Below are 26465 nucleotides of genomic sequence, written 5' to 3'. Positions count from 1 at the left end.
GCAGCGCGCTCCATGCCTTTTCTATTGCGGCTGGGTCCGTTAAAGTTCTCTGAAGCAGAGATCTTAGGTCTGCTGCAAGGGGCCTACGGCGATCAGAGCGTGAACGTTCGTTTCGGCAATATGGCAGATCCGGGTAGTTACCTGAATCGCCGCGAAGAAGAGATGCCCCTAAGAAATTTCATTGGGGAACACTTCATGCAGGTAAACGATGCCGGGACGGCCTATGCCGCCGGCACCGTGATACCCGTCGAGATGGCGCGCGATCTCGGGGTCCCTTTTCCGATGTTCTACCCTGAGTATTTTTTCAATGAGCCACGGATGTGGATGGGGAAGAAGGGAACGGTGACTGCCCTGCACAAGGACATCCCGGACAACTTCTCGTTCGCATACTTCGGTGCCAAAGAATGGCTCCTCTATCCGCCAGCCGATTTTCCTTATCTATACATGATTCATCCGAACCCGAATGCACTTCCAGACTTCGGGGTCAGCATGGTTAACGCAAAGTCTCCGGATGCGACGCGCTTCCCGGAGTTCTCGAAGGCTACACCGATCTCCATCACGCAGCGTGCGGGCGATCTGCTCTATGTGCCTGCGGGGTGGAGTCATTTCGTGGAGAACCACGAAGACTCTCTGATGATCAATTTCTGGCTAAGACGCGGAAGATCCCCTGCGGTGTTAGGCAGGGACCGATGACAGGGGTTCACTCCAGTATCCTGTCCCTGTTTCTTCGCATGTGCCAGGGTTAAATCTTATTTCTCGAGAAATCCACTTTCTTCATTTGGCGGTCGCTGGCGATAAGCCGACTTCCCGTTACCTATCCAACCTCGATGAGTGCATCGGCGATTTTGCGTCAACTGACGGTCCCGGGAGATTCATTGACAAGAGGTGTCTTGCTTTGGACTTGCTGTCCCGGGCTGTGGAACGCTTGTTCCCGTCGCAGGTCGTACAGCGTAGCGATGCCGAGCCGCTAAAGGTCTATAGGCGAAGAGTGTGCACTTGCCCCCTGACGGCGGCATAGGCGATTTCGAACACTTCGTCCGATTGGAGTCTCAAACCGCGCTCAGTTGGGATACTATGGCTGCACACCAGACATACGGGCCACTGTTCTTCAGAAACGAGGAGCAAAAATGCTGAATTGTGGCAACAAACGTTCCCGCCTTAATGCACTTTTATACCTACGTGCGGTGATCCTCATTGGGATGGCGGTAGTCGCCCTTTTTGGCGCGAGCGTTCGCGCTCAGGAAGACCCCAGCGCGATCATCAAAGAGCTCACAGACTTACAGCAACAGATGGCAGCGGCAGATGCCCCGTGTCCTTACCTGCCGAAGCTCAGAGCAATCGTCAATCGGATGGCTAACACGAGCCCCGAGGTCTATCAGGCCATGAAGCCGTCATTGGACGAAATGAACAAGACCGACGATGGATGCTCACCAAACAATAACTCGGCGCAAACAACTGTGCCGACGTCTTCCCCTACCCCTAATGCCGCCACACCGCCCCAGAGAGAGGGAGCCCCACCGCCTGGCGCAGAGATTTGCCCCAGCAGCGGACATATTGATGCAGGAGAGCAAGGAGAATTTCGGTGCAGGCCTGGCCAGCAAGTCACGGCCCTGCCCGCAATGCCCAGTACGCAGCCACAAAAGGCAAAACGCACGACGGGTAAAACTGCCAACGGCGAAGCCCAGACTAGGCAAGAGATCGCGAACAATAACAATGGAGCGGGGTGCGCGACCGATAATTCCGGTGCCAGCATGCCAATCGTTCCAGGGACTACGGCCCCCACATGCAATCTCTCTGTGTGCCGTGATGCGGGATTGGTTATCCACCTAGAAGCACAATGGAAGGACAAGGACCAGACTGAGGTAGTCGGATATTTTACAAACGACTCGATCTCAGACGTAACGTGCACATCGGCATTTCACAAGAATGGCGCGTGGACGGAATATGGGACGGGTGTAATCAAAGCGGGAGCAAGACACCAAGGTGGTGAGTTCGGCGGAATGTTCAGCATGGGAGTCGACAGCTCCGACATTCGTTATGTTTGCTATATGGGAAACTGGCCCGTAAACGAACATGGTCGCTATTGCAACATGGGAATAAAGTTCACGGGACCAACTATCGCCGGAAGTGACCACCAAAATAGGGCAGCCTCGGGCGCGGTGTCAGTGGAATAATCGGGCCCGTGAACTCTCAAGCCGCCTTCGTCTGATGCGATCCTGCAAGGATGCCAACCTTTCACGATTGTCAATCTGTCTCAGCAGTGCCGAGACGGTCCGCCCAGAATGCGTACATTTCGCACCCATTTCCAGCACCCAAAGTTAGAGGAAATGGGCAGATTTGAGGCAATACTTCTGCCTGGTCGCATTGTCTTTACCGACTTTTGGGCCTGGAAATCTCAGATAGCGATAACAACAGGCCAAGGCACTTACCGATGTCGGTTTACGCTCCCACACCTGGATAGGTAACGAGAAACGCGCTTGCCGTCAGCGACCGATCACTGACGACAAGCACGAGTTATGAGGACCACCCTGGATCGGCTCGGCGTCATTCAGCTGTGACAGGCTGCCAAAGCTCGACACGATTTCCTTCCGGGTCAGTGATCCAGCCGAACTTTCCGAAGTCATAGCTTTCGCGTTTGGGATCGACCGTGACGCCTTCCTCTATCAAACGGTCCGACACCATCCAGATCATCCACCTGCAGATTGATCATCGCTTTCTATGGCGGCGGAAAGTAGGCATTGTCCTGTTGAAAAAGGGCTAAGCCGAATACATTCGCTACCATACGGACGTCTGGCCCGGAGTACTTGAAAGAATTGCCGACTGCGGCATCCGCAACTACAGCATCTTTCTGCGCAGCGGCGTGCTGTTCGCCTACTTCGAGTACCACGGCACCGATTACGAAGCCGACATTCGTGGCAACTTCTCACCACCATCTGCTAGAGTGCTCTTCGATGAGAAAAAATGCTTTTCGTGCTGCATCTGCATTACTCCTTGGACCACTCAGCCTACTGTCCATCGCACAGCAGCCGCAGGTGCCGGACTGGGCGCTGCCCGGCTCGGCAACGCATAAGCAGATGCCTCCGCCTGCCGATTTTCATCGCCCCAGCCGGATTGACAATACGCCCCTGGGCCTCTTCGATGGGCAGGCAGACGTGGGCGGCGCGCTTGTGGCAGGCAACGGCCAATTTGATAAATCCAGCGGGCAATATACGGTGACCTCGGCCGGATACAACATCTGGTACCAGCGGGACGAGTTCCATTTTCTCTTCAAAAAGCTGTCCGGCGATGTGTCTCTTGCGGCGAGTACCAGTTTTCCGAAGACAGATGGTTACGGCGATCGCAAGGTCGTGCTGATGATCCGGCAGACACTTGAGGACGACTCGAAGGAAGCCATGCTGGGCATGCACGGCACCGGCATGATTCACCTGGCCGGCCGTCCGGAAAAAGGCGCGCAGATGAGCGACATGCAATATCGCTTCGGCGGTACGCTCAACGAAGTGATCGCGCAGCGGATCGGGATCGAGAAGAAGGGCGATGAGGTCACGATTTACGCGTCGATCAAGGGGGAGCCGATGCACCCGCTCGGTCCTCCGCTGACCATTCACTTTGACGCACCGTTTTATGTGGGCCTTGGCTTCTGCTCGCATCTCCCCACCACGCCTGACACGGGAGTCTTCTCTCAAGTGGTGCTCGTCAACAAAGCAGGCAAGGTCGAATAACTGGAATTCAACGAAAAGGATCTGATGATGATGAAGTTTGTCTCAAGGCTGGCGGCTACTGCCACATTTTCACTTGCTTTCGCTTCGATGGCTCATGGGGCGGAAGCACCTATGCGCAGCCGCATCTATGTCTACGACCTGCGCACGCACTCGTCGAAGCTCATCTTTACCGCCGACACGATCTGGGAGGCTCCCAACTGGTCTCCTGATGGCAGGTATCTGATCTCGAACTCGGGTGGCATGATTCATAAGCTGAACTTCAGGAATGACGGCATGGTAGAAGAGTCGGAGAAGTTGAAGATTCCCGAGGACTATCACTGCAACAATGACAAGGCTCTTTCGCCTGATGGCAAGTGGCTGGCCTTTTCGGCGTCGCAGGGCGAGGAGCATGGGTCGGAGGTATATCTCGCCCATGCCGATGGCAGTGAAGTGAAGCAGATGACGAAGGTGTCGCCGAGCTACTTCCATGGCTGGTCGCCTGACAGCAAGACCATCGCGTATGTGGCGCAACGGCCGGTGGGCGGCAAGCAGTACGATATCTACGGGCAGCCTGCGACGGGCGGTGACGAGACTCGGCTGACCTCAAGCCCCGGACAGGACGATGGCCCGGACTATTCTCCTGACGGCAAGTGGATTTACATCAACTCCAACAGGTCCGGCAAAGAAGAGGTCTGGCGCTTCCCGGCGACCGGAGCAGGAGAGAACGACGCGAAGGCCGAGAGGATCGTGAGCGACTCGATGCAGGACTGGTTCCCGCACATCTCGCCCGATGGCAAAAGGCTGGTTTACATTGCTTATCCGGCCGACGTGACGACTCACGACCCGCGCAATGTGCATATCGTCTTCAAGCTGGTGGACATCCACAACAATAAGGTCTCGAAGTCACAGAAGGTGCTGGTAGAAGCGTCGGGAGGACAGGGCAGCATGAATGTGAACTCATGGGCTCCCGACTCGATGCGCTTTGCGTATGTAACGTATGAGCCTTTGCAGTAGTACGTATTGCGAAGAGGATCTGAAGATCGCTTATCTTGAACAATTTCGGCGTAGCAATCGATAACCGTGTGCCAGATTGCGGGACTGGGGCCCGTTTACCGGCAGCAATCTCAAGGCGCGGTTCGTCTACTGATGCATGCGTGTCAGGAGAGCGGCATAGCGGGAATCGTGGCGGACGGAGTCGAATAGTGGGTCCACGCGGATGAGTGCCATGTAGAAGCAGTGGCTGTCGAGCGCATGTTGGAACGATTCGAAGGCATGGTCGAGTTGGTTGATGCGAAGATCATCGATGCCGATCTCGTAAGCGGTGCAAGAGTGGGCTGAGGTGGTGAGAAGACCGCGGGTGCGCGCGCGCCAATAGGACTGCCATCCGTACTGCTGATACACACCAAGAAGAGCGGCGATGTCGAGCTGTGGCTGTTCCTCGTGCAGCGCTGTCAGATCATGCTGCACGGCCTGGTCGTGATCGCCCTTCTGCTCGTAGATGAGACTTATGTAGTTGTCGATGGAGCCGGGCCGTTGTTCCATCTCGGCGGCGCGCTGTATTTGAGCGAGTGCGGCATCGTACTGGCGGGCAAGGTAGAGAGTTGCGCCCAACCGGCGGTTGACGAGGAAAGATAGCGGATCGAGCTGAAGAGCACGGCGCATGTGAGTGACGGCATCCTGCGGACGGCCTACGGCGTCGAGGTAAACAGCGTACTTGAACTCGGCAATCGAGTCGTTGGGATTGAGGGAGATGCCGCGGGTGAGGTTCTGTTCGGCTGCATTCCAGTCCCACTGGTAGATGGTTTGGACGCTACCGAGCGCCGTGTAGGCCTCGCCGTTCTGCGGGTCGAGCTGGATGGCGCGCTGGGCGGCGGCGATGGCTTTGGGCATGACCTGTTCGGGTGTACCGATGCCGAAGGTAGTGGCGGCATCGAGCGCTGAGGCGTAGCTGGCGTAGGCGGAGGCGTAGGTGGGGTCCAGGGCAATGGCCTGCTGAAACGACTCGAGGCTGTGAGAGAGGTCCTGTTTATTAAGGAAGTAGCGACCGCGGAGATAGGCGTCGTACGCGGCCGGGTTGACGGGCGTGCGCGGCGCGGGAGCGGCGAGGACAAAGCGGGCCTGGGTGGCGATCTGCTGGGCAACGCTGTCCTGGAGGGAAAGAACGTCGGAGGCAGGGCCTTCGAAGGACTGCGCCCAGAGGTGGCGGTCGGTGCGAGCGTCTATGAGCTGGGCGGTGATGCGGATGCGGTCCCCGGAGCGGACGATGGAGCCTTCGACAATGGCGTCGACGTCGAGTTGGCGGACGATGTCGGCAAGCGAGCGGTGGGAGTCCTTGCTGGCCATCACGGAGGTGCGGGAGACAACGCGAAGGTTGGGAATGCGGGCAAGCTCAGTGATGAGCTCGTCTGTCATGCCGTCGGCAAAGTACTCCTGGGAGGGGTCGCCGGAGAGGTTTTGGAGAGGCAGCACGGCAAGCGAGCCGATGGTGGAGCGACCTGGTCGATGGAGGAAGCGGGCAGCGAATGGATGAGGGCCGACGGTGAGTATCGCAATTGCGATGAGAACGAAGGCACACAAGACGGCGACCAGCCAGAATCTTTGCCGGGGTCGAACAGTCGACGGGATGGAGGGCGCAGCGAAGATCTCCGGCGGAGCAGGAGGCTCGATCGGAACATCAGGAGATTGGGTCGGCTCGGTGACCTCTGGCTCAACCGCCGTAACGGTTGCGATGAACCGGTAACCAGATCCGGAGATTGTCTGCACAAACTGCGGCAGGTCGGGGCCATCCCCAAGGGTCTGGCGAATTTTACGGATTGCCGTGTTGATTCCGTGTTCGATGTCGACGAAGACTTCCTGCTCCCACAGGCACTTGGCGATCTCATCACGGGTAACGATCTGGCCATGCTTGGTGACCAGGAGGACGAGGAGTTCGAGAGGTTTCCGCTCGAGTTTGAGCCTGCGACCTGCCTGGCTAAGCTCAAATCTGCCGCAATCAAGGCGGAATTCGCCGAACTGATAGACGGCAAAGGACACCTGCTTCCTCCAATGAGGCATGAAGTATAGCATTCATGCAAATCATCGGGAACAGTACCCATTTAGATTGAATTACTTAGGTCTTCACCTTTCTTCACCTCTGAATTCATCTTCCTCCATTGTTCCCGAAGTCGGACTCGCGTCTTATCTGACTCGAGCCGGCAGATTCCCCGGCAGAGGAGGAAGTGATGAAAGCAATAACTATGAAAATCGTGCCGGTGCTGAGCGCGCTGGCGTTTGCAACTGTGCTTGTTCCCTACGCACATGCCGGGTGCGGCCAGTATCGTCCCGCGTCATTCAATGCAAGTTCGCAGCATCAGTTCAGTTCGCCGTACCTCTTGCGGGCGTCGTTTCCCGATGAGGATGAAGCCACCACAATAGTCGGGACCTGGAAAGAGCATTGGATCTCCGAGGGCAGTAGTGGGATCCCGGACGGCACCGAGATTGACGCTGGCTACGCTCAGTGGCACAGTGACGGCACCGAGATCAACGTCTCTGGTCTGCGCTCGCCCCTGACCGGCGACGTTTGCCTCGGCGAATGGAAAAAAACTGGCGCGCGGTCTTATCAGTTGAACCACTTTGGCGTCTCCTACGACTCCACAGGAGTCAACCTGGTCGGTCCCGCCCGCATTCAGCAATGGCTAACTCTTGATGAGAAAGGGAATGCCACCTCGGGAAAATTCACCATCGATCAGTGGGACGAGTCGGGCACCCTCCTCGCTCACATCCAGGGCACAGTCACCGGAACCAGAGTGACTATGGAAACCGGATTCGAGAAAGTTGAGTAAGTCGAATCCTGACTGGCAATCGCGGGTCTCGCTCAGCGGTGACTAGGTCGAGGCGAGATCCGCATCATTCAGTTGGGCTCGGCTGCCAAAGCTCGACACGATTTCCTTCCGGGTCGGTGATCCAGCCGAACTTTCCAAAGTCATAGCTTTCGCGTTTTGGATCGACCGTGACGCCTTCCTCGATCAAACGGTCCAGCACACCATCCAGGTCATCCACCTGCAGATTGATCATCGCCTTCTGTGGCGGAGGGAAGTAGGCATTGTCCTGTTTGAAAAAAGAGAAGACGACTTGAGGGTGTTGCGTCGGGGCGGGAAACCCGAAGGCTCCCTCGGACTTCACCAGGCCGAGATGCCGCTCGTACCATTGATACAGAGCCTTTGGATCGTCCGCTCGCAAAAAGATACCGCCAAAGCCAGTGATTGAAGCCATGCTGCCTCCAATGAGAACGATGTGTTTGGGGTGAAAGACGGAAGGTCGAGGCTTACACCCCGGCCTTTTGATTTCCCGTCATTTGATTTATGGGGTCATGACTGCGGAAGTGGCCGTGGGTTCGACAGGGGCTCTGCGGCGAAGGATCGCAGCGGAGAGGAGAGTGATGATAAGGCCGACGGGCAGGGGCTCCATCGCGGTGTAGGCCATGTTGACGAAGGGGTTCTGGTAGAGCTGCTGAGAGTGCTGGATGGCAGCGACCCGCGCAGCGGTGGTGGCGGGGTCAAGTCCGGAGGACTGGACCTTGTGAATCTGCGCGGCGAAGTAGCTGTCCATGAAGTGGGGCATGAAGTTGAAGTAGAGGACCTCCCACGTGGCGACGTAGCAGACGGTGGTGATCAGGGTGATCAGGATGCCGCAGGCGAAGGCGCGGCCGAACGAGATTTGGCCGGCGAGCGTGTTGTCGCGATAGCTGCGGATGCCGAAGTAGACCAGCAGGAACGACGCCACCATGTTGGCGTAGCCGAGAAGCAGGCTGTGGCCGGAGCCGATCTTGTCGGCAAGGAGAACCGAGCCGTCCATAAGGACGGAGATGATGACGCCGGAGATGAGGCCGAAGGTGAGGACTGTTTTCTTCATGTGAGGCTCCTGGTGCGAATGAGGATGCAGTCACGATGCGGTAGAACAGGGCCGAATGTCGTCACCCTTTCGGATGATTTTTCAGGAATGGAACGAAAATCGTGCTTTCGGGTGAGGCGGTCACGGCAGGAGGCCCAGTTCTTTGCCGCGCTGGACGGCCTGGGTGCGGCGGGCGGCTCCAAGCTTGTCGAAGGCGCGGGCACAGTGTGTCTTGACGGTGTTTTCGGAGACGAAGAGCTGCGTAGCGATCTCCCGATTGCTGAAGCCGCGGGCGATCAGGGTGAGGGTTTCGAGCTCGCGGGCCGTAATGCCGAGGGTCTGCTGCTGGGCCGTATTGGGAGCGAAGGGTTCGGGAGCCGGGGCTTCCGCAGGGACAAGCACCTCCCTCACCACGACCGTTTCGCGGATGGTTTCGCGATTGCGCGTGATGCGGAGGCCAAGCCAGATGCCGAAGGCCGCAAAGAGGATGGCGACGAGCGCGCTATAGAGCTCGACGGAGTGCTCGATGACGACGAAGCGGTATTCGGTGTATTGGAGGGTGGCGATGAGGACGCCGCCGACGAGACCGAAGATGAGGACGTGGCGCTTCATGATGGGGATTGTGTCCATAGCTTACACCGGGAGAATCCCAGTGCGAGCGTCAACCACAACGCCATCGATTCATCCTGCGAAACAGGCTACAGAAAAAGCCACAAAGCACAAGAGACTCTTGATCTTTAGGGCCAACGGCCCGTTTCATACCAGCCTGGGGCAAAGCGAACCCGAGCCACCACGCAAAGCGTGGTGGCTCGGGGAGCGACGCCCCAGGTTAGGCGCAGGAATAGAAGTTGAGGGCTGTAAGCCCGACTCATCGTGCAGGCACTATGAATCGGGCTTACAGCCCTCTGCTTTCCGTATGGCCCTGCACCTGCAACGCGAACTAAAAATCCGCACGAAGGCCTTTGCTTGAAGTTCCGCATTGGCTGTTCAGTTTGCGCATCAGCAACTTAAAAAACAATTGACCACGCCGAATCGGGTTCATCATCGTATTCAATTGCGCTGCGATCCCCGAACCGTTTATATTCAGCCAAACACTTTTTCCCGCGTACGTCATGAAGCCTGCGCGGCCCTCTCCACAGTGACACTTAGGAATCGCTGAAAGCCGGCAGACCGTTCGCCCCTCGCAAGAGGAAGTCTCCCGCTGACCGCCCAGTTCAGGGTGTTACTGCAAATAGTCTCTCTTTTGCATCATGGTTGGAGGAGCGTTGTCTTACCCGACTTTCCTTACACTTCGATCAGTCGCCTTCTGTCTCTGTGCCACCGCTGCCTGGTCGCAGCAGACTACCCCGGCACCTCTATCCGCACCCGCGATCATCCAGCCCGGCGCTCCCGGCACTAGCAACAAGACCCTCTCCAAAGCCGCCGCAACCGCCGGCGAAGCCCCCAAGACGCCCTCCAAAGCCGACGTCGATTTCATGCAGGGCATGATCATGCACCACAATCAAGCCGTCGAGATGACAGAGCTCCTCAAGACCCGCACCAAAGACCCCGAGGTGATGGAGCTCGGCAAGAAGATCGACGTCTCCCAGAGCGACGAGATGCGCTGGATGAAGCAGTGGCTCACCGACCGCGGCTTTCCAATCTCTGCCGATCCCATGGCCGGCATGGACATGAAAGGTGACATGAAGGGTATGGACATGAGCATGCCCATGATGCCCGGCATGTTGACCTCCGCCCAGATGGACGCCCTGCGCAAGGCCAGCGGCCCCGAGTTCGATCACCTCTTTCTTACCGGAATGATCCAGCACCACACCGGTGCTCTGCAGATGGTCAAAGATCTCTTTGCCAACCCCGGAGCCGGCCAGGACCCGCAACTCTTCGACTTCGCCAGCGACGTCGACAACACACAACAGGCTGAAATCGACATCATGCGTCACATGCTGAAGGAGAGACAATGATCCGCAGTACTTCCTCGCACTTCCTCCGCAACACCCTGGCGCTGGCTCTTTCCCTGTCGGCCACCGGCCTCTGCGCTGCCCAGACCACCGCCTCTGCGACGCCTCCCACGGCAAAGATGCCGCCCAAGCCACCCAGCGTCTTCGTCAACCCCCGCTCCGGCCCGGACGATCCTCGCGTCGGCCTCAAAGGCGGCCTCTATGACGCCAGCACCGCCATCCTCGGCATGAAGCTGGTCATGACCACCCCCAAGCCCGCTGGCTTTGGCCCCGACCTCGACTCCATCAAGGCCGTCGACGCCACACCTCCGCCGCCCCCTGTTGACCCCGACGCTCCCCGCCAACCCGGTGCCGCGCGTCCCAGCGGACCGCGCGCCAACTACGGCGGAACGAACTCGGACCTCGCCTTTAACGCCAGGTACCTGTTCAACGGCAACTACAACGGCGTCAACATCTATGACATCTCCGACCCCACGCACATGACGCTGCTGACCTCGATGGTGTGCCCCGGCGGTCAGGGCGATGTCTCGGTCTACAAAAACCTCCTCTTCATGTCGGTCGAAGCGGCTAACGGCCGCATGGACTGCGGCACTCAGGGCTTCACCACCGCAAGCCCCGAACCTCAACCACCGGCTCCGACCGGCGACGCCGCAGCCGATGCCGCTGCGATGCGGGCCTTCAGGTCGCGCCAGCCGCCCCCCAGCCCGGACCGTGTAAAGGGTGTCCGCATCTTCGACATCTCCGACATCCGCAACCCGAAGCAGGTGGCTGACGTCCAGACCTGCCGCGGCTCCCACACCCACACTCTCGTCATCGACCCCAAGGACAAGGACAACGTCTACATCTACGTCTCCGGCTCTGCAGGCGTCCGTCCCTCCGCCGAGCTTGGCGGCTGCTCCGGCGGCGATCCCGACAAGGACCCCGACACCGCTCTCTTTACCATCGTCATCATCAAGGTGCCGGTCGCGCATCCTGAGCTGGCCAAGGTGATCGCCAGCCCCCGCATCTTCTCCGACCCCCAGACCGGCGACATGAACGGCCTGTGGAAGGGCGGCAACCACGGTGACGGCACGCAGACCACCTCGTCCACCCGTGGCTGCCACGACATCACCGCCTACTCCTGGCTTGGCCTGGCCGGCGGCGCATGCTCCGGCAACGGCATCCTGCTGGACATCAAGGACCCCGCACATCCCAAGCGCCTCGACGCCGTCACCGATCCCAACTACGCCTTCTGGCACTCCGCCAACTTCTCCAACGACGGCAAGACCGTCCTCTTCACGGATGAGTGGGGCGGCGGCGGCCAGCCGCGCTGCCGCGTCTCCGACCCCATGGCCTGGGGCGCGGACGCCATCTTCTCCATCACCCCGGACAAGAAGTTGAAGCTCGACGCCTACTACAAGATGCCCGCGCCCCAGACCGATAAGGAGAACTGCGTCGCGCATAACGGCTCGATGATTCCCGTCCCCGGACGCAACATCGAAGTCCAGTCCTGGTATCAGGGAGGCGTCTCGGTCATGGATTACACCGACCCCTCGCACCCCTTCGAGATCGGTTACTTCGACCGCGGCCCCGTCGACGATAGCCGTCCCGCGATGGGCGGCCAATGGTCCACCTACTACTACAACGGCTACATCTACGGCTCAGAGATCGCCCGCGGTACGGACGTCCTCAAGCTCGTTCCCACCAAGGACCTTACCCAGAACGAAATCGATGCGGCGGCCCAGGTCTACCTGCCTGAGTTGAACGTCCAGAACCAGCCCCACATCGACTACCCGATGACGTTCCTCACCGCGAAGGCTTACCTCGACCAGCTCGCACGCGGAACCAGTCTGGACGCAGACAAGATCGCCGCGATCAACGCCGACATCGACGCGAAGAACACCAAGAAGCTTCATGCCGATGCGAAGACCGCCGAAAAAGCTGCCGCCACAGCCAAAACACCGGGAGACGCCGACCGCCTCCACGCACTATCGAAGATCCTCGTGAGCGGTGGCGAAAGCACTGCCAAGGCTGGTGAGTAGCCGAGGAGAATCATAGCTCGTACTCCTAATTGAGGATTGCCGGTACCGTGTCTGTCCATGGTGCTGGCAATCCTCCCAATGCAAAACTTACTCCAGGTCTCCATGCACCGGATAAGTATTGCTGCTGCCGACTTCCAAGCACGCTGCACTGCGGACACGCTACGACTTCAAATTCGATCTGACTTCCATCGAAAACAAGACGTACGCATGCCAATGCGAGATAGCATTCGGCGAATCGGAGACGCTGGCTTTAACAAGATCGATTTCCCCAGGTGCGTTGTTCGCATCCCCACAAAAACGTCATCCTGAGCGAAGCGTTCCTGCATTTGGGGACGCGAAGTCGAAGGACCCCGAAAATTTCAATCTTGCCCGTGCCCTCTGCACCTTTCCTATCTCGAGTCCTCGAGCCTGGATCATCGTGCTCGAAAAGGTCTCAACAGTATCGGTGAGATAAAGCTCCTTGAGGGCCTTCGGCCCTGAGCGTAGCCGAACGGGTGTACCTCGCAAAAAAGCACAATCCGTACCCCCCTATCTCTGAAGTGTTCTCACGCAAGTCTCAGGTTAAAAGCCATGCCTGCTGTCGGTCGCAGCCAATCATTCATTGACAAACCATAACCAAATGGTTATGGTTTGTCTGTGCAGCCAGCTACCGCCAATCTCGTATTCCGCGCGCTCTCCGATCCAACCCGAAGGGCCATCTTCGAGGAACTGACGCGTCAGGGCGAACAGACCGTCCATGCCCTGACCCGCTTCGCGGGAGTCTCTCAGCCTGCCGTCTCCAAGCACCTGACGGTGCTCAAGCGGGCAAAGCTGGTGCGGCATCGTCGCGATGGGCGCGAGACGCACTATCGCGCCCAGTCCGAAGCGTTGGAACCCATGGTGGATTGGCTGCGACTCTATAGTGCCTTCTGGCACGAGCGATTCGATCGTCTTGAAGCAGTTTTGGAAAGGATGGAACCATGAACAATCCCGCAAAGAATACTCGTACTGTCGTTGTAGAAAAAGTGTTCGCCTATCCGCCTGAAAAGCTGTGGCGAGCTCTTACTGAGCCAACGCTCCTCGCGCAATGGCTCCTGAACAATGACTTCAAACCCTCGGTTGGACAAGCGTTCCAGTTCCGCGCCGATCCGATGCCGAACTGGAGTGGAATCATCGACTGCGAAGTGCTGATCGTCGAACCGCCGGCACGGCTCTCGTATACCTGGAACTCCATGGGGCTTGAGAGCGTGGTGCTCTTCACCCTGACGCCAGGCGAGGGCGGCACACACCTTCGCATAGAGCAGTCCGGTTTCCGTCCCGATCAAGACGCAGCCTACAAAGGTGCCAGCTATGGATGGAAAAACTTCGTCGGCAAGTTGGAGCAGGTACTTGAGGGAGGCGTCGCATGAGGGAATCGAAGGGAGCTCTTGTTGGCTTTTGGATCGCCACCTCGCTCTTCGCGCTCCATATGGCGTTCACCGCCTATGCGCAGTTGAAGCTTCCCCAGGTTGCGGCGGCGTTTGTTCATCTTGGCTTTCCCTCTTACTTTCGTATCGAGCTCTCCTGGGCCAAGCTGGCAGGCGTCATCGCGTTGTTAGTCCCTGCCATCCCCGCACGAATAAAGGAGTGGGCCTACGCAGGTTTTGCCATCACACTCGTTTCAGCGTTCATCGCGCACCTTGCAGTCGGCGACGGTCCGCAGGCATGGGGCTGGGCATTAGGGGCAGGTGTGCTCTGGGCACTTTCTTATCTCTTCCGGCTACGCTTAGAGTCGGTGAAAGCTGCAACCTAACACCAACCTCGCACTTACAAACACAACCCCAAACCCTGTCATTTCCACCGACCAACGGGAGTGGAGAAACCCCCTGTATTTCACGCTGTTTGTACTACCGACAAACCAGCGGGCTCTTTGCCAGGAGCCGGAGGAAGCCGCGCCCGGAGCAAAAGCTTACGTTCACTTCAACGGTCCAACGGGGCGGCTTCAGCTCAAGCACCATAATTGTGCTGATAACCGCGAAAACACCATCTGAGAATGCCGCTACTCTTTCCAGCGAAGTTCGCTTGAGCTTCGACACGCTCTACCTTCTGCAAGGAGGCCCCACCAAACGTGAAGGAGCCTCCGATTGCATTTGCTTACTCAGCCAGAGTTGATGTGGCCGCCTCCACGACAAGGTCAATCACGGGCTTAGGCATGGTCAGAGAGGGGATGTGATCAGCAGGAATTGTTTTGATCGTTGCCCGCATCCGCTCTGCCATGAACCGTTGCGTTTCCTCAAGGATCATGCGGTCCTCTTTTGCGATAAGAAACCAGACAGGTTTCGTCTTCCATGATGGAGGCGCGACTTTTTCCAGGATGCAGGCGACGTTGATTGGGCGTTGGGTCGCTTCAAGACGCACCTTCTCTTCATCCGAGGCATTCTGAGCGAATGCCTTACCTATTGCAATGTGGGGCATCCAGATGAAGCCGTTTTCGTCAGGTGCCATCTGCGGTGCATCTGGGTGGGGAGCAGTTCGAGTGAACACCTCCACGGTTGTTTCTCCCTCGTCTGGAGCCAATGCCGTGATATAAACCAGCCCCTTGACCTTGGGATCGTCCACCCCGGCGATGACCGCACCGGCGTAAGCATGAGCTACTAACAGCACCGGGCCTTCAATCCTTGCAACGACTCTGCGCACAGCTGCGATGTCGTCGTTCAGAGTCGTAAGCGGCAGGGGTGCGCAAATGACACCCAGGCCCTGCTCTGCGACTCCATTGATTACCGTGCCCCAGCTAGAGCCATCTGCCCAAGCCCCATGAACAAGAACGACAGTTGCATTCTTTGCAAATTTCATTTTTTACTCCTTTGAGTGAAGATGCGCGGGGGAGATTCCCCCGCCTACCGAGCCGTGTTTCAGCTCAACGTGGTTAGCCACGCAGCGATTGCGCGCCCGATTTCATGCGGAGAATCTTCCTGAACGAAGTGAATTCCCTTTACTGTCACTTCGGTCAGAGCTGGCCAGGAGCGTGCAGTCGCGAGATTTGCCCCCGCCCCGAGCAGAGCGCCGGGCTCGGCTTTCACGAAGAGCTTAGGTACGTTGCTGGTTGCCAACCACGTGCCATAGGCAGACACGATCTCCGCGACATCTTCAGGTTTTCCTTCGATGGGAATTTCTCGCGGGAACGTCAATGTCGGTCGACGCCCCTCCCCAGGCTGAGCAAACGGCCGTCTGTACTCTGCCATCTCCTCGGGGGCGAGCGTGCGCATGATAGCTCCAGGAACAATCTTCTCAATGAAGAAGTTGTCTTCCAGGACCATCGCCTCACCGGCGTCCGAGCGTAGCGCCTCCAGGAACGGGCGCATCTTCATGATGTCCCAGTGATCCCACCCTTGCGGACCAACGATCGCTTCCATATACGCGATACCTTTGACAGCTTCGCGGTGGCGATTAGCCCAATCGAAGCCAAGACCAGAACCCCAATCGTGGACGACGAGAGTAACTCGTTCGCGTACCTCAAGGGCCTCCAGCAAAGCATCAAGGTAACGGCGTTGTTCCACAAAGCGGTACGAGCCGGGGCCGCTGTTCGGAAGCTTGTCTGAATCGCCCATCCCCATAAGGTCCGGGGCGATGCAGCGGCCCAAAGGTTCCAAGTGGGGTATGACATTGCGCCAGAGATAGGAGGACATCGGATTGCCATGTAAGAACACGATTGGGTCGCCATGCCCTGCTTCGACATATGCCATCTCTCGGTCGAAGACTTTCCGTCTTTGTTTTGGATAGCCGACCGTGCTGAGGGTGTTATTGATATCTGCTGCCATTGTGGTCCTCCTCTGTCGCGGAGAAGATCTCCCGCTGGCAACATTAGAGCGAATCTGGCTCGCGTTAAGTATTCTGAAAACGCTCTCGCTATCTCGAAAACGCTAATCTGCTCCGTTGTGGCTGCGTTGCGCGACATTGTGAAGCCACGCTCTTGGCGTCGTTCCGGTGCTCGCTCGGAAGACCTTTGTGAAATGGCTCTGGTTCGAGAAACCTGCCATCTCAGCAGCAATCACAATCGGTTTGCCGGACTCTCTCATGAGCCGCTGAGCCAGTTGAACTCTATGCTGCAGGATCCATCGATGCGGCGTCAGCCCTGTAGACCTTTTGAAAGCTCGCCCAAAATGCGACGGCGACAGGCCAGCTACCGAAGCGAGTTCCTTTAAACGAACATCGCGAAGCAGACTCGCCCTCATGTACTCAACCGTGCGCTTCAACTGAATTCTCGTAAGCCCTGATTGAGACGTCTTCTTCTGGGCATCACTCGATTGGAAGAGGCACGAAAGCAGCGCCGTGGTGAGGCTCTCACCATAGAGCAGAGGCCGTTCCCCTTCCGAGTGGCATTCCTCCCAGATTAATTTCGCAATCTCACGGATGCGATTGTCGTAGAGCAGAAGGACCGGTTCACTCCATCTCACCCGATCACATTCGTCTTGCAGAAGGCCATCGACGACCGAAAGATTGAAGAGCATTCGCACACCGCGAACGATGCTCGTCGAATCCCCGAAGGCCCAAATGTCAGTATTCGCCGGAATGTACATCGTGTGACCAGCGTCATAGCGCACTCTCGGCGTGGGCGCGTTGAGTCGCTTGCGCGGTTCCGCGATGCCGCCTTCCTGGTCAAGTATGACCGCCACAGTCGACTGATCTGACTCTAGACTTTGCCAGCTCTTGCCTGGAGCAGAGTAGGTCGTGACGCCATACACCGTAATATCGTTCCAGATTCGTCCCACGACGGAACGACCAGCTACACCATGTCCAGCTCGAATTGTCGGTTCTGAAGGCTCTTTTCGCATATTGCCAGTCGCGTACCCGTATCTCAACCTGCTACTCATCGAACAGTGAAAACAAGTATCAACACAAAGATGAGAAATTGATCCTATCGGCGATAGAAACTGCCTTCGTTCTCGAGAATCGCATCAGAGATTATAGTTCTTTCTGGTGTTGGCTTGATCGCCGCTGCCCTTTTGGCCATCTAGCGTGAACAGCGGCCTTTATTCATACCGACCAACGCGCTTACATTCACTGAAGTGAGCGATAGCTTTTATTTTCCCCACTATTCGGAGCCCGCCACTATCGCCTTCCGCCGCACATTGAACCCCGACGGTGCAGGCTGAAATCCTGCCTCCAATAAAAACCTCGCCAACGGATGTCTCGCCACAGGCACCCCATTGACTGTGGCGATCAACATTCCCCTGCGCTCCCGGGCCTCTTCGCCACTCTCTTCCCGTTGTGTGTTCGCGACAAAAAACGCAGCAAGAGCCGTTGCAGCATGCGAACACGCCGGTTCATCCTCCGGCAACAGCACCTGCACATTCGTATTGCCGCGGCGCAGGTATGCCGTCAGAGCGCCATCGACCAGCACCACACGCGCGCCGACGCTGCGCGTCAGTGACGAACCTTCCTCCGGAGCAGCAGGCCAGCGCAGCAACGCACCGTAAGGGTTTGCCGGGTCGGTGGCGGACAGCATCAACACCTCGCTCGGCTGTTCCTGCACACTCACGCGCAGGCTGCGCAGCAGGTCCACTGCGGCAGGCATCGCAAACTGGGTCGCGCCGAGATCGGCGGCAAAGTATCCGCGCCGCACCCGGCCACTCTCCTCGAACGCCTTCAGCACGTCATACACCGCGGAGAATCCTCCCGGCAGATTCTCCGCATGAGCGGTCTCACGAAACACCACGCCATAGCGCGTGAGTAACTGCTGCGCCATCGCATAACTCCACTCGGTAACGCGTACAGGCATTGTGCGCTCTACATCGAACGCCACCGCATTCAGGCTCCAGCGTCCCTGCGCCGCCGGAGGTGTCGTGCGACGGCTGCGAAACCCCGTCTGATTCTGATGATGCACCCGACGCGACGGCTTCGCTCCACGTCCACTGCCCGCAGGTTTCTCGCAATACGCCCGCAAGGCATGCAGCGCATCGTTGGTCAGCAACCCCTGCCACACCAGTGACCACAGCGCCTCGATCGTCTCCCCGGGATACCCACCACCGATGGCATCATGCAACGGCTGAAAGAACGACGCCCCATTCGCCTGCAAATAAGCCACAATCTGCCGCTCACGCTCGTTCAGCTCCCTAATCCCTAATCCCTGATCCCTAATCCCTGCCTTTGGAGGCCACAGCAACGGCAGCTTCTCCGCAAGATACAAACCCACCCGCCCGTCGCGCTCGCCAATCGGCTCAAACCCAGCCCACACCACTTCGCCCGCCGCCACCAGCGTGTCGAGATCCGCGGGCTTATACCCTGCGGTACGCGCGGGCAGAATCTCCGTCTCCAGCAGGCTCGCGGGCAGCGGTGCGCCTTGCAGATTTTCAATCGTGTCCAGCAGCGCATCGAGTCCACGCCGCGGCTGCACTACCCCCTGCCATCGCGTGAACAGTCGCGCCAGCGTGCGCTGCTCCACCGGCTCGACCTCTTTCCGTAAGCGCGCCAGCGACTTGCGTCTTACAGCCCGCAGCACCTCCACATCGATCCACTCACGATGCACTCCGCCGGGCCGGAACCCGCCCTCCGCGACGCGTCCCGTTCCGACTAACTGCTGCAGCGCCGATTCCACTCTCTCGTTCGGTAGCTTGTACCGCGACGCAACATCGACCGTTGTGAACGGCCCATGCGTACGCGCATAGCGGCGCACGATCTCCAGCAGCGCCTCGGGCACAAGGACAAGCAGTGCCTGTGGCAGCCCCGCAGGCAGGGCCACACCCAGCGCATCGCGAAAGCGCGCGGCATCTTCAACCGCAATCACGCGCTTCTCTCCTGCGATGGTCAACTCCAGCGCGCGACGCTCTTTGATCAAGCGGCCAACACTGCCCGCAACCTCAGCGTTCCCACAGCGCGCGGCAATCTCCGCGCGCGTTCTATCGCCAAGCCGCAGCAGCAGGTCGTGCACACCATCCATCGACCGCGCCTTGTACGGATCGACGACACACTGCAACTGCTCTTCGGTCTCCTCGATGGCGTTTGCGTCGAGCAACTCGCGCAGATCCGCATCACCCAGCAGCTCGCGCAACTGGTCCTGGTCGATGCTCAACGCCTGCACCCGGCGCTCTGCCAGCGGCGCGTCGCCATCGTAGATGTACGTGATGATGTAGCTGAACAACAGCGACTTCGCAAACGGCGAAGGCGTCTGCGAGTCCACCACGTGCACGCGGATGGCGCGGCTTTCGACAGCCCGCAGCGTCTCCATCAGCGCGGGCATGTCGAAGACATCGCGCAGGCACTCGCGATACGCCTCCAGCAGAATCGGAAAACTCGCATAGCGCGAAGCGACAGCCAGCAGGTCATACGCGCGCTTGCGCTGCTGCCACAACGGTGTTCGACCCTCCGCACGACGGCGCGGCAACAGCAGCGCACGCGAAGCCGCCTCGCGAAACTTCGCGGCAAACAACGCTGTCGATCCAAGCTGCTGCATCACAAGCTGCGCCGCCTCCTCCGGCCCCAGCAACAGGGCTTCCACCTCCGGTGGCTCGTCGGTCTCGGGAAAGCGCAGCACAAAGCCGTCCTCACTCCACATCGCCTCTGTATCGAGGCCCGTGGCCTTGAGCTTCGCCGTCACCGCCATCGCCCAGGGCGCGTGAACCCTGCTACCCAGTGGTGACAGGCAACATACTCGCCATACCCCGGCCTCATCGCGCACACGTTCGATCACCATCGTGCGATCGTCGGGGACCTCCTTCGTCGCGAGCTCCTGATCGGCCAGATAGCGCAGTACATTCTCCGCCGCCTGCGGATCGAGATCGTGCTCGCGCGTCAGCTTCGTCACCGCCGCGCCGCGCGGAAGCTCACGCAACTCACGCACCAACGCGCCGATGCGGCGGCCAAACTCAATCGGCCTGCCTGCCTTGTCTCCATGCCAGAACGGCATCTTGCCCGGCTCGCCCGGCGCAGGACTCACCAGCACACGGTCATGCGTAATCTCGTCGATGCGCCACGTCGACGCGCCCAGCATAAACGTCTCCCCCGTGCGCGCCTCGTACACCATCTCCTCATCCAGCTCCCCCACACGCAGAGGCTTCGCATGATCGCCGCTCAGGAACACACCGTACAGGCCACGATCCGGGATGGTGCCGCCGTTCAGAATCGCGATGCGCTTCACGCCCTGCCGCGGCGTCAGCCAGTTGCGCGTACGGTCCCACGTAATGCGCGGCCGCAGCTCCGCAAACTCATCCGACGGATAGAAGCCCGCCAGCATATCGAGCACGCCTTCAAAGACCACAACGCTCAACGCCGCGAACGGCGCGGCACTGCGAACCAGCGCAAGCAGAGCATCATAAGAAATCCCTGGGGCCTCCTCCTCTTCAACCTTGTGCAACCTCCGCCGTTCTACCTCTTCCACCGGCAGCGGCGGGTGCGCGACGATCGCCACCACCTGCTGCGCCAGCACATCGAGCGGATTGCGCAGCAGCCGTGTCGACTCCACATGTCCTTCATGCATCGCCTGCGTCACCGCGGCACAGGCCACCAGGTCCGCACGATACTTCGGAAAGATAATCCCCACAGACGGCGCGCCCACCTGGTGCCCCGCACGCCCGATCCGCTGCATCCCGCTCGCCACACTCGGCGGTGACTCGATCTGCACGACCAAATCGACCGCTCCCATATCGATGCCGAGTTCCAGGGATGACGTGCAGACCAGCGCCTTGATCTGCCCGGCCTTCAGCAGCTCTTCAATCTCCCGGCGCTGCGCCGCCGCAAGCGATCCATGATGCGCCCGCGCTATCGGCTCTCCCGCAAGCTCATTCAACGCACCCGCCATGCGCTCGGCGATGCGCCGAGCATTTACAAAGATCAGCGTCGAAGTTCGCGCACGCACGATCTCCAGAAGACGCGGCTGGATCGACTGCCATATGCTCGTGCGCTTCGTCCCCTTCACCGCCGAGCCGTCGGCCAGACCATTAACCAGATCGTCAGCCTCGCCGAGCTTCGCCATATCCTCGACCGGCACTTCAACCGTCAGCTCCAGCCTCTTTCGCGCCCCCGCATTCACGATCGTGACAGCGCGATACCGCACTCCCAACAGCTCACGCTCTTCCTGCCCCGCTAACTCCCCATCTTGCTGACTCGCTGACTCGCTAACTTGCTGACTCGCTGCTCCTTCCGCTCCACCAAGAAAGCGCGCCACCTCCTCCAGCGGCCTCTGCGTCGCGCTCAGGCCGATGCGTTGAATGGGCCTCCCACAGAGCGCCTCCAGCCGCTCCAGCGACAGCATCATATGCGCTCCGCGCTTTGTCGGAACCAGCGCATGAATCTCGTCGATAATCACCGTCTCAATGGAACGCAACGCTTCCCCCGCGTCCGAGGTGAGCAGCAGATACAACGACTCCGGCGTGGTGATCAGAATCTCTCCGGGATGCCGTTTGAAACGCGCCCGCTCCTTCGGCGACGTATCGCCCGTGCGCACGCTGATCTCCGGCAGATGCACGTCGACCCCCTGCTGCTGGGCGGTCTTCGCAATGCCCGCCATCGGCACGCGCAGGTTGCGCTCGACATCGACAGCTAAAGCCTTCAGCGGCGAAAGATACAGCACCCTGCATCCGGGCTGGGTCGCAGGCTCACGCAGCATCAGCTTGTCGAGGCACCACAGAAACGCCGTCAGCGTCTTGCCGGTGCCCGTCGGCGCAAGGATCAGCGTGGACTCTCCACGCGCAATCGCGGGCCATCCCTCGCGCTGCGGTGCGGTCACACCCTCGAACGCCTCACGAAACCACGCAGCCGTCACAGGATGGAACAGCTCGAGTCCGTCTGTATCCGCAGGGGCGCTCTCCGCTCGCGGCGAACGCTTTGCTTTGATCGACTTCGCCGCTTCACCGCGCTTGCGTTCCGCCACGTGCGTCCGCTCCATTCGCTTCAGCAACCATCGCACTCGGCTGCTAAAGGTGGGATGCAATTCTTCCAAGCATTGTCCTAAAGAACAAACCTCGGAAGAATCCATCCTCCATTCCTGCCCGTCTAAGCATAAACAACGTGCAGGAGCCGCCCGATCTTTGGCCCTCACACTTTGGAGGGCCCATGTCCGTGTATGAGAGTGATCTGTCGCAGCTTGTCTATGAGTTGAATCGCACCGTGCCGGGAGCCAAGACCGCCACGACAACGGCTTCGCTCGATTCGCTGCTCGCGTTGGCCGCCGGACAAGGCGCCTCCGACGTCCTCCTCGTGGCTGGGTCAGCCATCACGCTGCGCATCAATGGATCACTGGCTCCGGCTACCGGCAAAGTCCAGACACCAGAAGACCTTCGCGGCCTGCTGCTGCCGCTTCTGACGAATGAGCAATCGAAAGAGCTTGAAGCTCAAAGGGCCCTCGACTTTTGCTTCGTTCGAGGAGCAACAGGCAGATTCCGGGCCAACGTTCACTATCAGCGCGGCACGCTCGCTGCGAGCATCCGGCTGCTGCCCGCCCAGATCCCGACCGTCGAATCTTTACATCTGCCCCCCGTACTCGCCCGGTTGACGGAGCGCCGTCAAGGCTTGATCCTCCTCACTGGACCCACCGGCTCCGGCAAAACCTCCACCATGGCTGCGCTCATCGACCAGGTCAACGCACGCCGGCGCGACCACATCATCACGATTGAAGACCCCGTCGAGTACCAGCACACCAACCGAAACTCCATCGTGGAGCAGATCGAGGTTGGCCACGACACACCGAGCTTTGCGGACGCCGTCCGCGCCGTCCTGCGCCAGAATCCCGACGTAATCCTGATCGGCGAGATGCGCGATAGCGAGACCATGGCTGCCGCTCTCACAGCAGCCGAGACCGGGCACCTCGTCCTCTCCTCGCTGCATACCAACGACGCCGCCCAAACGATGTCGCGCATCCTGGACAGCTTCCCCGCCAGCAACCAGGCCCAGATTCGCCAGCAACTCTCGCTGGCGCTGCTCGCCGTCATCGCCCAACAACTCGTCCCCGGAATCGGCCCCGTGGGCCGCTACCCCGCCGTCGAGGTCATGGTCGCTACCACGGCCATCCGCAACATGATTCGCACCGGCCAGGACCACCAGATTCGCTCGCACATCTCGACCAGTCGCGGCGAAGGCATGATGACCATGGACCAGTCGCTGGCCGAGCTGGCTCGAACGCGACGCATCACCCAGGAGACAGCCCTGGCACACTGCTACCACCCCGAAGAGCTGCGCTCCCATCTGCTGCATCCAGCCTAGACCGAGCTTGCCATCCCGCAGCCAAGCGACTACCTTAAATCACTCACCATGTCACAGGCTGCACTCCAATCCGCCGATCTCACGATCACCGAACGCGAGAATCTTCGCGTCCTCGCAACGACCGCCGCCGAACGCTCCTACTCGCCGTACAGCCACTTCCGCGTCGGCGCGGCGTTATTGCTTACCGACGGCTCCATCGTCACCGGCTGCAACGTCGAAAACTGCTCCTACCGCCTCACCAGTTGCGCCGAACAAGGGGCCATCGCCCGTGCCGTCGCAGAGCACGGCCCGAAGATCCGCCTGCGCGCCGTCGCCGTCGCCAACCTCAACAACGCAGCCTCCATGCCCTGCGGAGCCTGCCGCCAGACCCTCACCGAGTTCGGCGACGATGCGACAATCATCCTCTACCCCGGCGAAAACGGCGCGCCAAAAGAAACCACTCTGGGAGAGCTACTACCCCACGCCTTCCGCCCCGAACATCTCGAGCCCCATCACTCTCGCACCTCGTAGCTCGCAACCTCGCAGCTCATAGCTGAATAGAACCCGCACCGGACCATCGCCACACCGAGCATCCCGCACCAAGAGACCTTCCCTATGTCCGACCACGCAATCTATCCCCTCGACATCGTCATTAAAAAGCGCGACGGAGCCGAACTCACCAAAGCCGAGATCGAACACTTCATCCGCGCTGTCGTTCTCAACGGCGAGCAGAAACTCGCCGAAGCACGCGGCGAAAAGCCCGCCACACTCTCTGCCACCGATAAAGTCACCGATGCGCAGATCGCCGCGTTCCTCATGGCCGTCTTCCAGCGCGGCCTCTCGCCGGAGGAGCTCGCTAACCTGACGACAGCGATGCGCTTCTCCGGCGAGACCTTCGACGCCGCTCCTCTGCACACATTCACCGTCGATAAGCACTCCACCGGTGGCGTAGGAGACAAGAGCTCGCTGCTCATCGCGCCGGTCGTCGCCGCAGCCGGACTGGAGCTGTCGCCCAGCATCTCGGTGCCCATGATCTCCGGACGATCTCTAGGTCACACGGGAGGCACCCTCGATAAGCTCGAGACGATTCCCGGCTTCGACACTCAAATCTCCATGGCCCGTTTCGCGGAAATCCTGCGCGAGTGCCACGCCTCACTCGTCGGCCAGACGCCGCGCCTGGTACCCGCCGACCGCATCCTCTACGCCATGCGCGACCACACCGGCACGGTCGAATCGCCGTTCCTGATTACGGCCAGCATCATGAGCAAGAAGCTCGCCGAAAGCCTGAACGCTCTCGTGCTCGACGTCAAAGTAGGCTCCGGCGCCTTCATGCCCACCTACGAGAAGTCGAAGTTCCTCGCCGAACTGATGGTCTCTACCGGCGAACGCGCCGGCACACGCACAGCCGCCCTGCTCACCACCATGGACGAGCCGCTCGGCCGCTTCTCCGGCAACTGGGTCGAGGTCTGGGAGTGCGTCGACATCCTGAAGGGCCATCGCCATGCGATGTCCGCCGACCTCATCGAACTTTCGAACATCCTCTCCGGCTGGATGCTCTACTTCGGCGGCAAGACCTCCACACCTGAGGCCGGCGCAAAGCTCTCCGATGACATCCTGCGTTCCGGCGCGGCCTACAAGTCATGGCTGCAGATCGTCGCCGCGCACCAGGGCGACACCAGCATCTTCAGCGATCCAGCAGCCTTCCATCGGCCAAAGGCAACGCGCGTGCTCAAGGCCTCGCGTGCAGGCTATCTCGCGGGCATGGACTGCAAAGAAGTCGGCTGGGCCGTGCAACGCCTCGGCGCAGGCCGCGCCAAACCCGGCGACCCCGTCAGCGCCCACGCGGGCATCGAGTCACACGCAAAACTTGGCGACAGACTGGCAGAAGGCCAGCCCATCTTCACGCTCTTCAGTGAGGATGCAGCGTTGCTCGACGAACCTTATCGCATGTTGGAAGCGACAGTCGAAATCACCAACGAGCCGCGACAGAAGCAGCCGCTCATCCGCGAGATCATCACGAAAAAGTAGGGAAAATCACAGAATCCGGGAAACGATACAGAAGCTAGCCCCAAAGGGGCGGTATATCCCAGCCCAGGGAGGAGGCGGCTGGCGAGCGCTTTTGGCTCGCCGTGTCGCCGGAACCCTGGGTTACGATCCCAGAAAAAGTAGAGCCCTGAAGGGGCGACCTATACCAGTCCCGGACACATCCCCTGGATTACGAGCATCAACGAAACAGAGGGCTGAAGGCCCAACCTATCGCGAATTCCAGATAGGTTGGGCCTTCAGCCCTCTTCAATTTATTCGCACGATACCTGTGACGCCGCAACAAACAGAACGGCTTTCCAGGAAAACCCTGCTTTTACGCCTTGGCTTTTTTCTGCATGTAATGCTGCACGCTCGACTGCCAATCCAGCGACGTTCCGGCATAGGGAGAACCCTGACGCCGCACGCTGCGGTTCGATCCCGCGGGAACGAAAGGCTCTGCAGTCTTGGGAGCGGCTTCCGCCACTTCGGTGGTCTCGACAGCCACAGGCGCGTCCTTCGGACGGAAAGAGCGTGGCAGGTCGTTCTGATTGAACTCGATTCCCTCACCGGCAAGACGCTTGGCGGTCAGAACCAGGGCGTCGCGCTTCAGGGTCAGCTTGCGGGTTGCGGCAGCACGGTCGGCTTCGTTGTCGAAGCTCTCGAAGTTCAAAAGATGCGCCAGCTTGCGATCGAAGAGATCGATCTCTTCATGGACGGTCTTCAGGTAATACTTGTTTTCGACGATGTTCGCCATGTGCCCTCCACAG

24 protein-coding genes are annotated in these 26465 nt (G+C 59.4%); 13 read left to right on the top strand and 11 right to left on the bottom strand.

The features are described 5' to 3' along the window. The coding region (locus HDF15_RS10445; RefSeq protein ID WP_184255259.1) for a cupin-like domain-containing protein at nucleotides 1-693 on the top strand (693 nt) is incomplete at its 5' end. A gap of 1851 nt (nucleotides 694-2544) precedes the next feature. Here HDF15_RS10445 and HDF15_RS10440 read toward each other — a convergent pair. Further along, nucleotides 2545-2682: a VOC family protein gene (locus tag HDF15_RS10440; protein WP_184255257.1), complete on the bottom strand. Its 138-nt coding sequence runs from the start codon at nucleotides 2680-2682 to the stop codon at nucleotides 2545-2547. 88 nt (nucleotides 2683-2770) lie between these two features. Here HDF15_RS10440 and HDF15_RS25880 point away from each other — a divergent pair, with 88 nt between their 5' ends. The 3 genes from HDF15_RS25880 to HDF15_RS10425 all read left to right on the top strand — a co-directional run bounded on the left by HDF15_RS25880 (nucleotide 2771) and on the right by HDF15_RS10425 (nucleotide 4712). Then, entirely contained in the window at nucleotides 2771-3070 is a 300-nt protein-coding gene (locus tag HDF15_RS25880) for an L-rhamnose mutarotase (protein ID WP_311733077.1), read from the top strand. Continuing rightward, entirely contained in the window at nucleotides 2952-3719 is a 768-nt protein-coding gene (locus HDF15_RS10430; protein ID WP_184255255.1) for a biopolymer transporter Tol, read from the top strand. The genes HDF15_RS25880 and HDF15_RS10430 overlap by 119 nt, the downstream gene beginning before the upstream one ends. Before the next feature lie 111 nt (nucleotides 3720-3830). After that, nucleotides 3831-4712 carry a hypothetical protein gene (locus HDF15_RS10425; RefSeq protein WP_260330990.1) on the top strand — a complete coding sequence of 294 codons (882 nt, stop codon included), beginning with the start codon at nucleotides 3831-3833 and terminating at the stop codon, nucleotides 4710-4712. A gap of 126 nt (nucleotides 4713-4838) precedes the next feature. Here the strand turns inward: HDF15_RS10425 and HDF15_RS10420 are convergent, their stop codons facing one another. Beyond that, nucleotides 4839-6731, bottom strand: coding sequence for a winged helix-turn-helix domain-containing protein (locus HDF15_RS10420; protein WP_184255251.1), 1893 nt, complete (start codon nucleotides 6729-6731; stop codon nucleotides 4839-4841). Between the two features lie 188 nt (nucleotides 6732-6919). Here HDF15_RS10420 and HDF15_RS10415 point away from each other — a divergent pair, with 188 nt between their 5' ends. Then, the gene (locus HDF15_RS10415; RefSeq protein ID WP_184255249.1) at nucleotides 6920-7519 is read left to right on the top strand and encodes a hypothetical protein; all 600 of its coding nucleotides are present in this window, start codon (nucleotides 6920-6922) and stop codon (nucleotides 7517-7519) included. 64 nt (nucleotides 7520-7583) lie between these two features. On the opposite strand, the gene HDF15_RS10410 is transcribed toward HDF15_RS10415, so the two are convergent. From HDF15_RS10410 to HDF15_RS26235, 3 genes are all read right to left on the bottom strand, one after another. Then, nucleotides 7584-7949 (bottom strand): VOC family protein, encoded by a 366-nt coding sequence (locus HDF15_RS10410; protein WP_014264325.1) that lies wholly within the window; start codon nucleotides 7947-7949, stop codon nucleotides 7584-7586. A gap of 87 nt (nucleotides 7950-8036) precedes the next feature. After that, nucleotides 8037-8588 (bottom strand): DUF4199 domain-containing protein, encoded by a 552-nt coding sequence (locus tag HDF15_RS10405; RefSeq protein ID WP_184255247.1) that lies wholly within the window; start codon nucleotides 8586-8588, stop codon nucleotides 8037-8039. A 120-nt stretch (nucleotides 8589-8708) separates the two neighbouring features. Further along, complete coding sequence (locus HDF15_RS26235) at nucleotides 8709-9179, bottom strand: LuxR C-terminal-related transcriptional regulator (RefSeq protein ID WP_184255245.1); 471 nt, start codon at nucleotides 9177-9179, stop codon at nucleotides 8709-8711. A 653-nt stretch (nucleotides 9180-9832) separates the two neighbouring features. Between HDF15_RS26235 and HDF15_RS10395 the strand changes: the two genes are divergently transcribed. From HDF15_RS10395 to HDF15_RS10375, 5 genes are all read left to right on the top strand, one after another. Next, complete coding sequence (locus HDF15_RS10395; protein WP_184255243.1) at nucleotides 9833-10525, top strand: DUF305 domain-containing protein; 693 nt, start codon at nucleotides 9833-9835, stop codon at nucleotides 10523-10525. Continuing rightward, the gene (locus HDF15_RS10390) at nucleotides 10522-12543 is read left to right on the top strand and encodes an LVIVD repeat-containing protein (protein WP_184255241.1); all 2022 of its coding nucleotides are present in this window, start codon (nucleotides 10522-10524) and stop codon (nucleotides 12541-12543) included. The genes HDF15_RS10395 and HDF15_RS10390 overlap by 4 nt, the downstream gene beginning before the upstream one ends. A gap of 636 nt (nucleotides 12544-13179) precedes the next feature. After that, nucleotides 13180-13506: a helix-turn-helix transcriptional regulator gene (locus tag HDF15_RS10385; protein ID WP_184255239.1), complete on the top strand. Its 327-nt coding sequence runs from the start codon at nucleotides 13180-13182 to the stop codon at nucleotides 13504-13506. Then, a complete protein-coding gene (locus tag HDF15_RS10380) occupies nucleotides 13503-13931 on the top strand; it encodes an SRPBCC domain-containing protein (protein WP_184255237.1) in 429 nt (142 codons plus the stop codon). The genes HDF15_RS10385 and HDF15_RS10380 overlap by 4 nt, the downstream gene beginning before the upstream one ends. Further along, entirely contained in the window at nucleotides 13928-14314 is a 387-nt protein-coding gene (locus HDF15_RS10375) for a DoxX family protein (protein WP_184255235.1), read from the top strand. The genes HDF15_RS10380 and HDF15_RS10375 overlap by 4 nt, the downstream gene beginning before the upstream one ends. A gap of 94 nt (nucleotides 14315-14408) precedes the next feature. On the opposite strand, the gene HDF15_RS25515 is transcribed toward HDF15_RS10375, so the two are convergent. The 5 genes from HDF15_RS25515 to HDF15_RS10350 form a co-directional block, all read right to left on the bottom strand. Continuing rightward, on the bottom strand, nucleotides 14409-14597 hold the full coding sequence (locus HDF15_RS25515) for a TMEM175 family protein (RefSeq protein ID WP_311733075.1): 189 nt from the start codon (nucleotides 14595-14597) through the stop codon (nucleotides 14409-14411). A 58-nt stretch (nucleotides 14598-14655) separates the two neighbouring features. Next, nucleotides 14656-15354 carry an alpha/beta hydrolase gene (locus HDF15_RS10365; protein ID WP_184255233.1) on the bottom strand — a complete coding sequence of 233 codons (699 nt, stop codon included), beginning with the start codon at nucleotides 15352-15354 and terminating at the stop codon, nucleotides 14656-14658. A gap of 59 nt (nucleotides 15355-15413) precedes the next feature. Next, the gene (locus HDF15_RS10360) at nucleotides 15414-16319 is read right to left on the bottom strand and encodes a haloalkane dehalogenase (RefSeq protein WP_184255231.1); all 906 of its coding nucleotides are present in this window, start codon (nucleotides 16317-16319) and stop codon (nucleotides 15414-15416) included. Between the two features lie 102 nt (nucleotides 16320-16421). Then, the gene (locus HDF15_RS26230) at nucleotides 16422-17270 is read right to left on the bottom strand and encodes an AraC family transcriptional regulator (RefSeq protein WP_184255229.1); all 849 of its coding nucleotides are present in this window, start codon (nucleotides 17268-17270) and stop codon (nucleotides 16422-16424) included. 323 nt (nucleotides 17271-17593) lie between these two features. After that, on the bottom strand, nucleotides 17594-22471 hold the full coding sequence (locus tag HDF15_RS10350; RefSeq protein WP_184255227.1) for a DEAD/DEAH box helicase: 4878 nt from the start codon (nucleotides 22469-22471) through the stop codon (nucleotides 17594-17596). Nucleotides 22472-22548: 77 nt separating this feature from the next. On the opposite strand from HDF15_RS10350, the gene HDF15_RS10345 reads away from it, so the two are divergent. From HDF15_RS10345 to HDF15_RS10335, 3 genes are all read left to right on the top strand, one after another. Then, nucleotides 22549-23694, top strand: a complete 1146-nt coding sequence (locus HDF15_RS10345; protein WP_184255225.1) for a type IV pilus twitching motility protein PilT — start codon at nucleotides 22549-22551, stop codon at nucleotides 23692-23694. Nucleotides 23695-23742: 48 nt separating this feature from the next. Then, a complete protein-coding gene (locus HDF15_RS10340) occupies nucleotides 23743-24204 on the top strand; it encodes a cytidine deaminase (RefSeq protein ID WP_184255223.1) in 462 nt (153 codons plus the stop codon). Between the two features lie 84 nt (nucleotides 24205-24288). Beyond that, a complete protein-coding gene (locus tag HDF15_RS10335) occupies nucleotides 24289-25701 on the top strand; it encodes a thymidine phosphorylase (RefSeq protein WP_184255221.1) in 1413 nt (470 codons plus the stop codon). Between the two features lie 331 nt (nucleotides 25702-26032). On the opposite strand, the gene HDF15_RS10330 is transcribed toward HDF15_RS10335, so the two are convergent. After that, nucleotides 26033-26452 carry a hypothetical protein gene (locus HDF15_RS10330; RefSeq protein WP_014264311.1) on the bottom strand — a complete coding sequence of 140 codons (420 nt, stop codon included), beginning with the start codon at nucleotides 26450-26452 and terminating at the stop codon, nucleotides 26033-26035. Between the last annotated feature and the right edge of the window lie 13 nt (nucleotides 26453-26465).

Origin of the sequence: Granulicella mallensis (genome assembly GCF_014203225.1) — a bacterium.
Classification (GTDB): domain Bacteria; phylum Acidobacteriota; class Terriglobia; order Terriglobales; family Acidobacteriaceae; genus Granulicella; species Granulicella mallensis_A.
The sequence above is the reverse complement of the archived record's forward strand: the minus strand, read 5'-3'. Positions and strand labels throughout refer to the sequence as shown.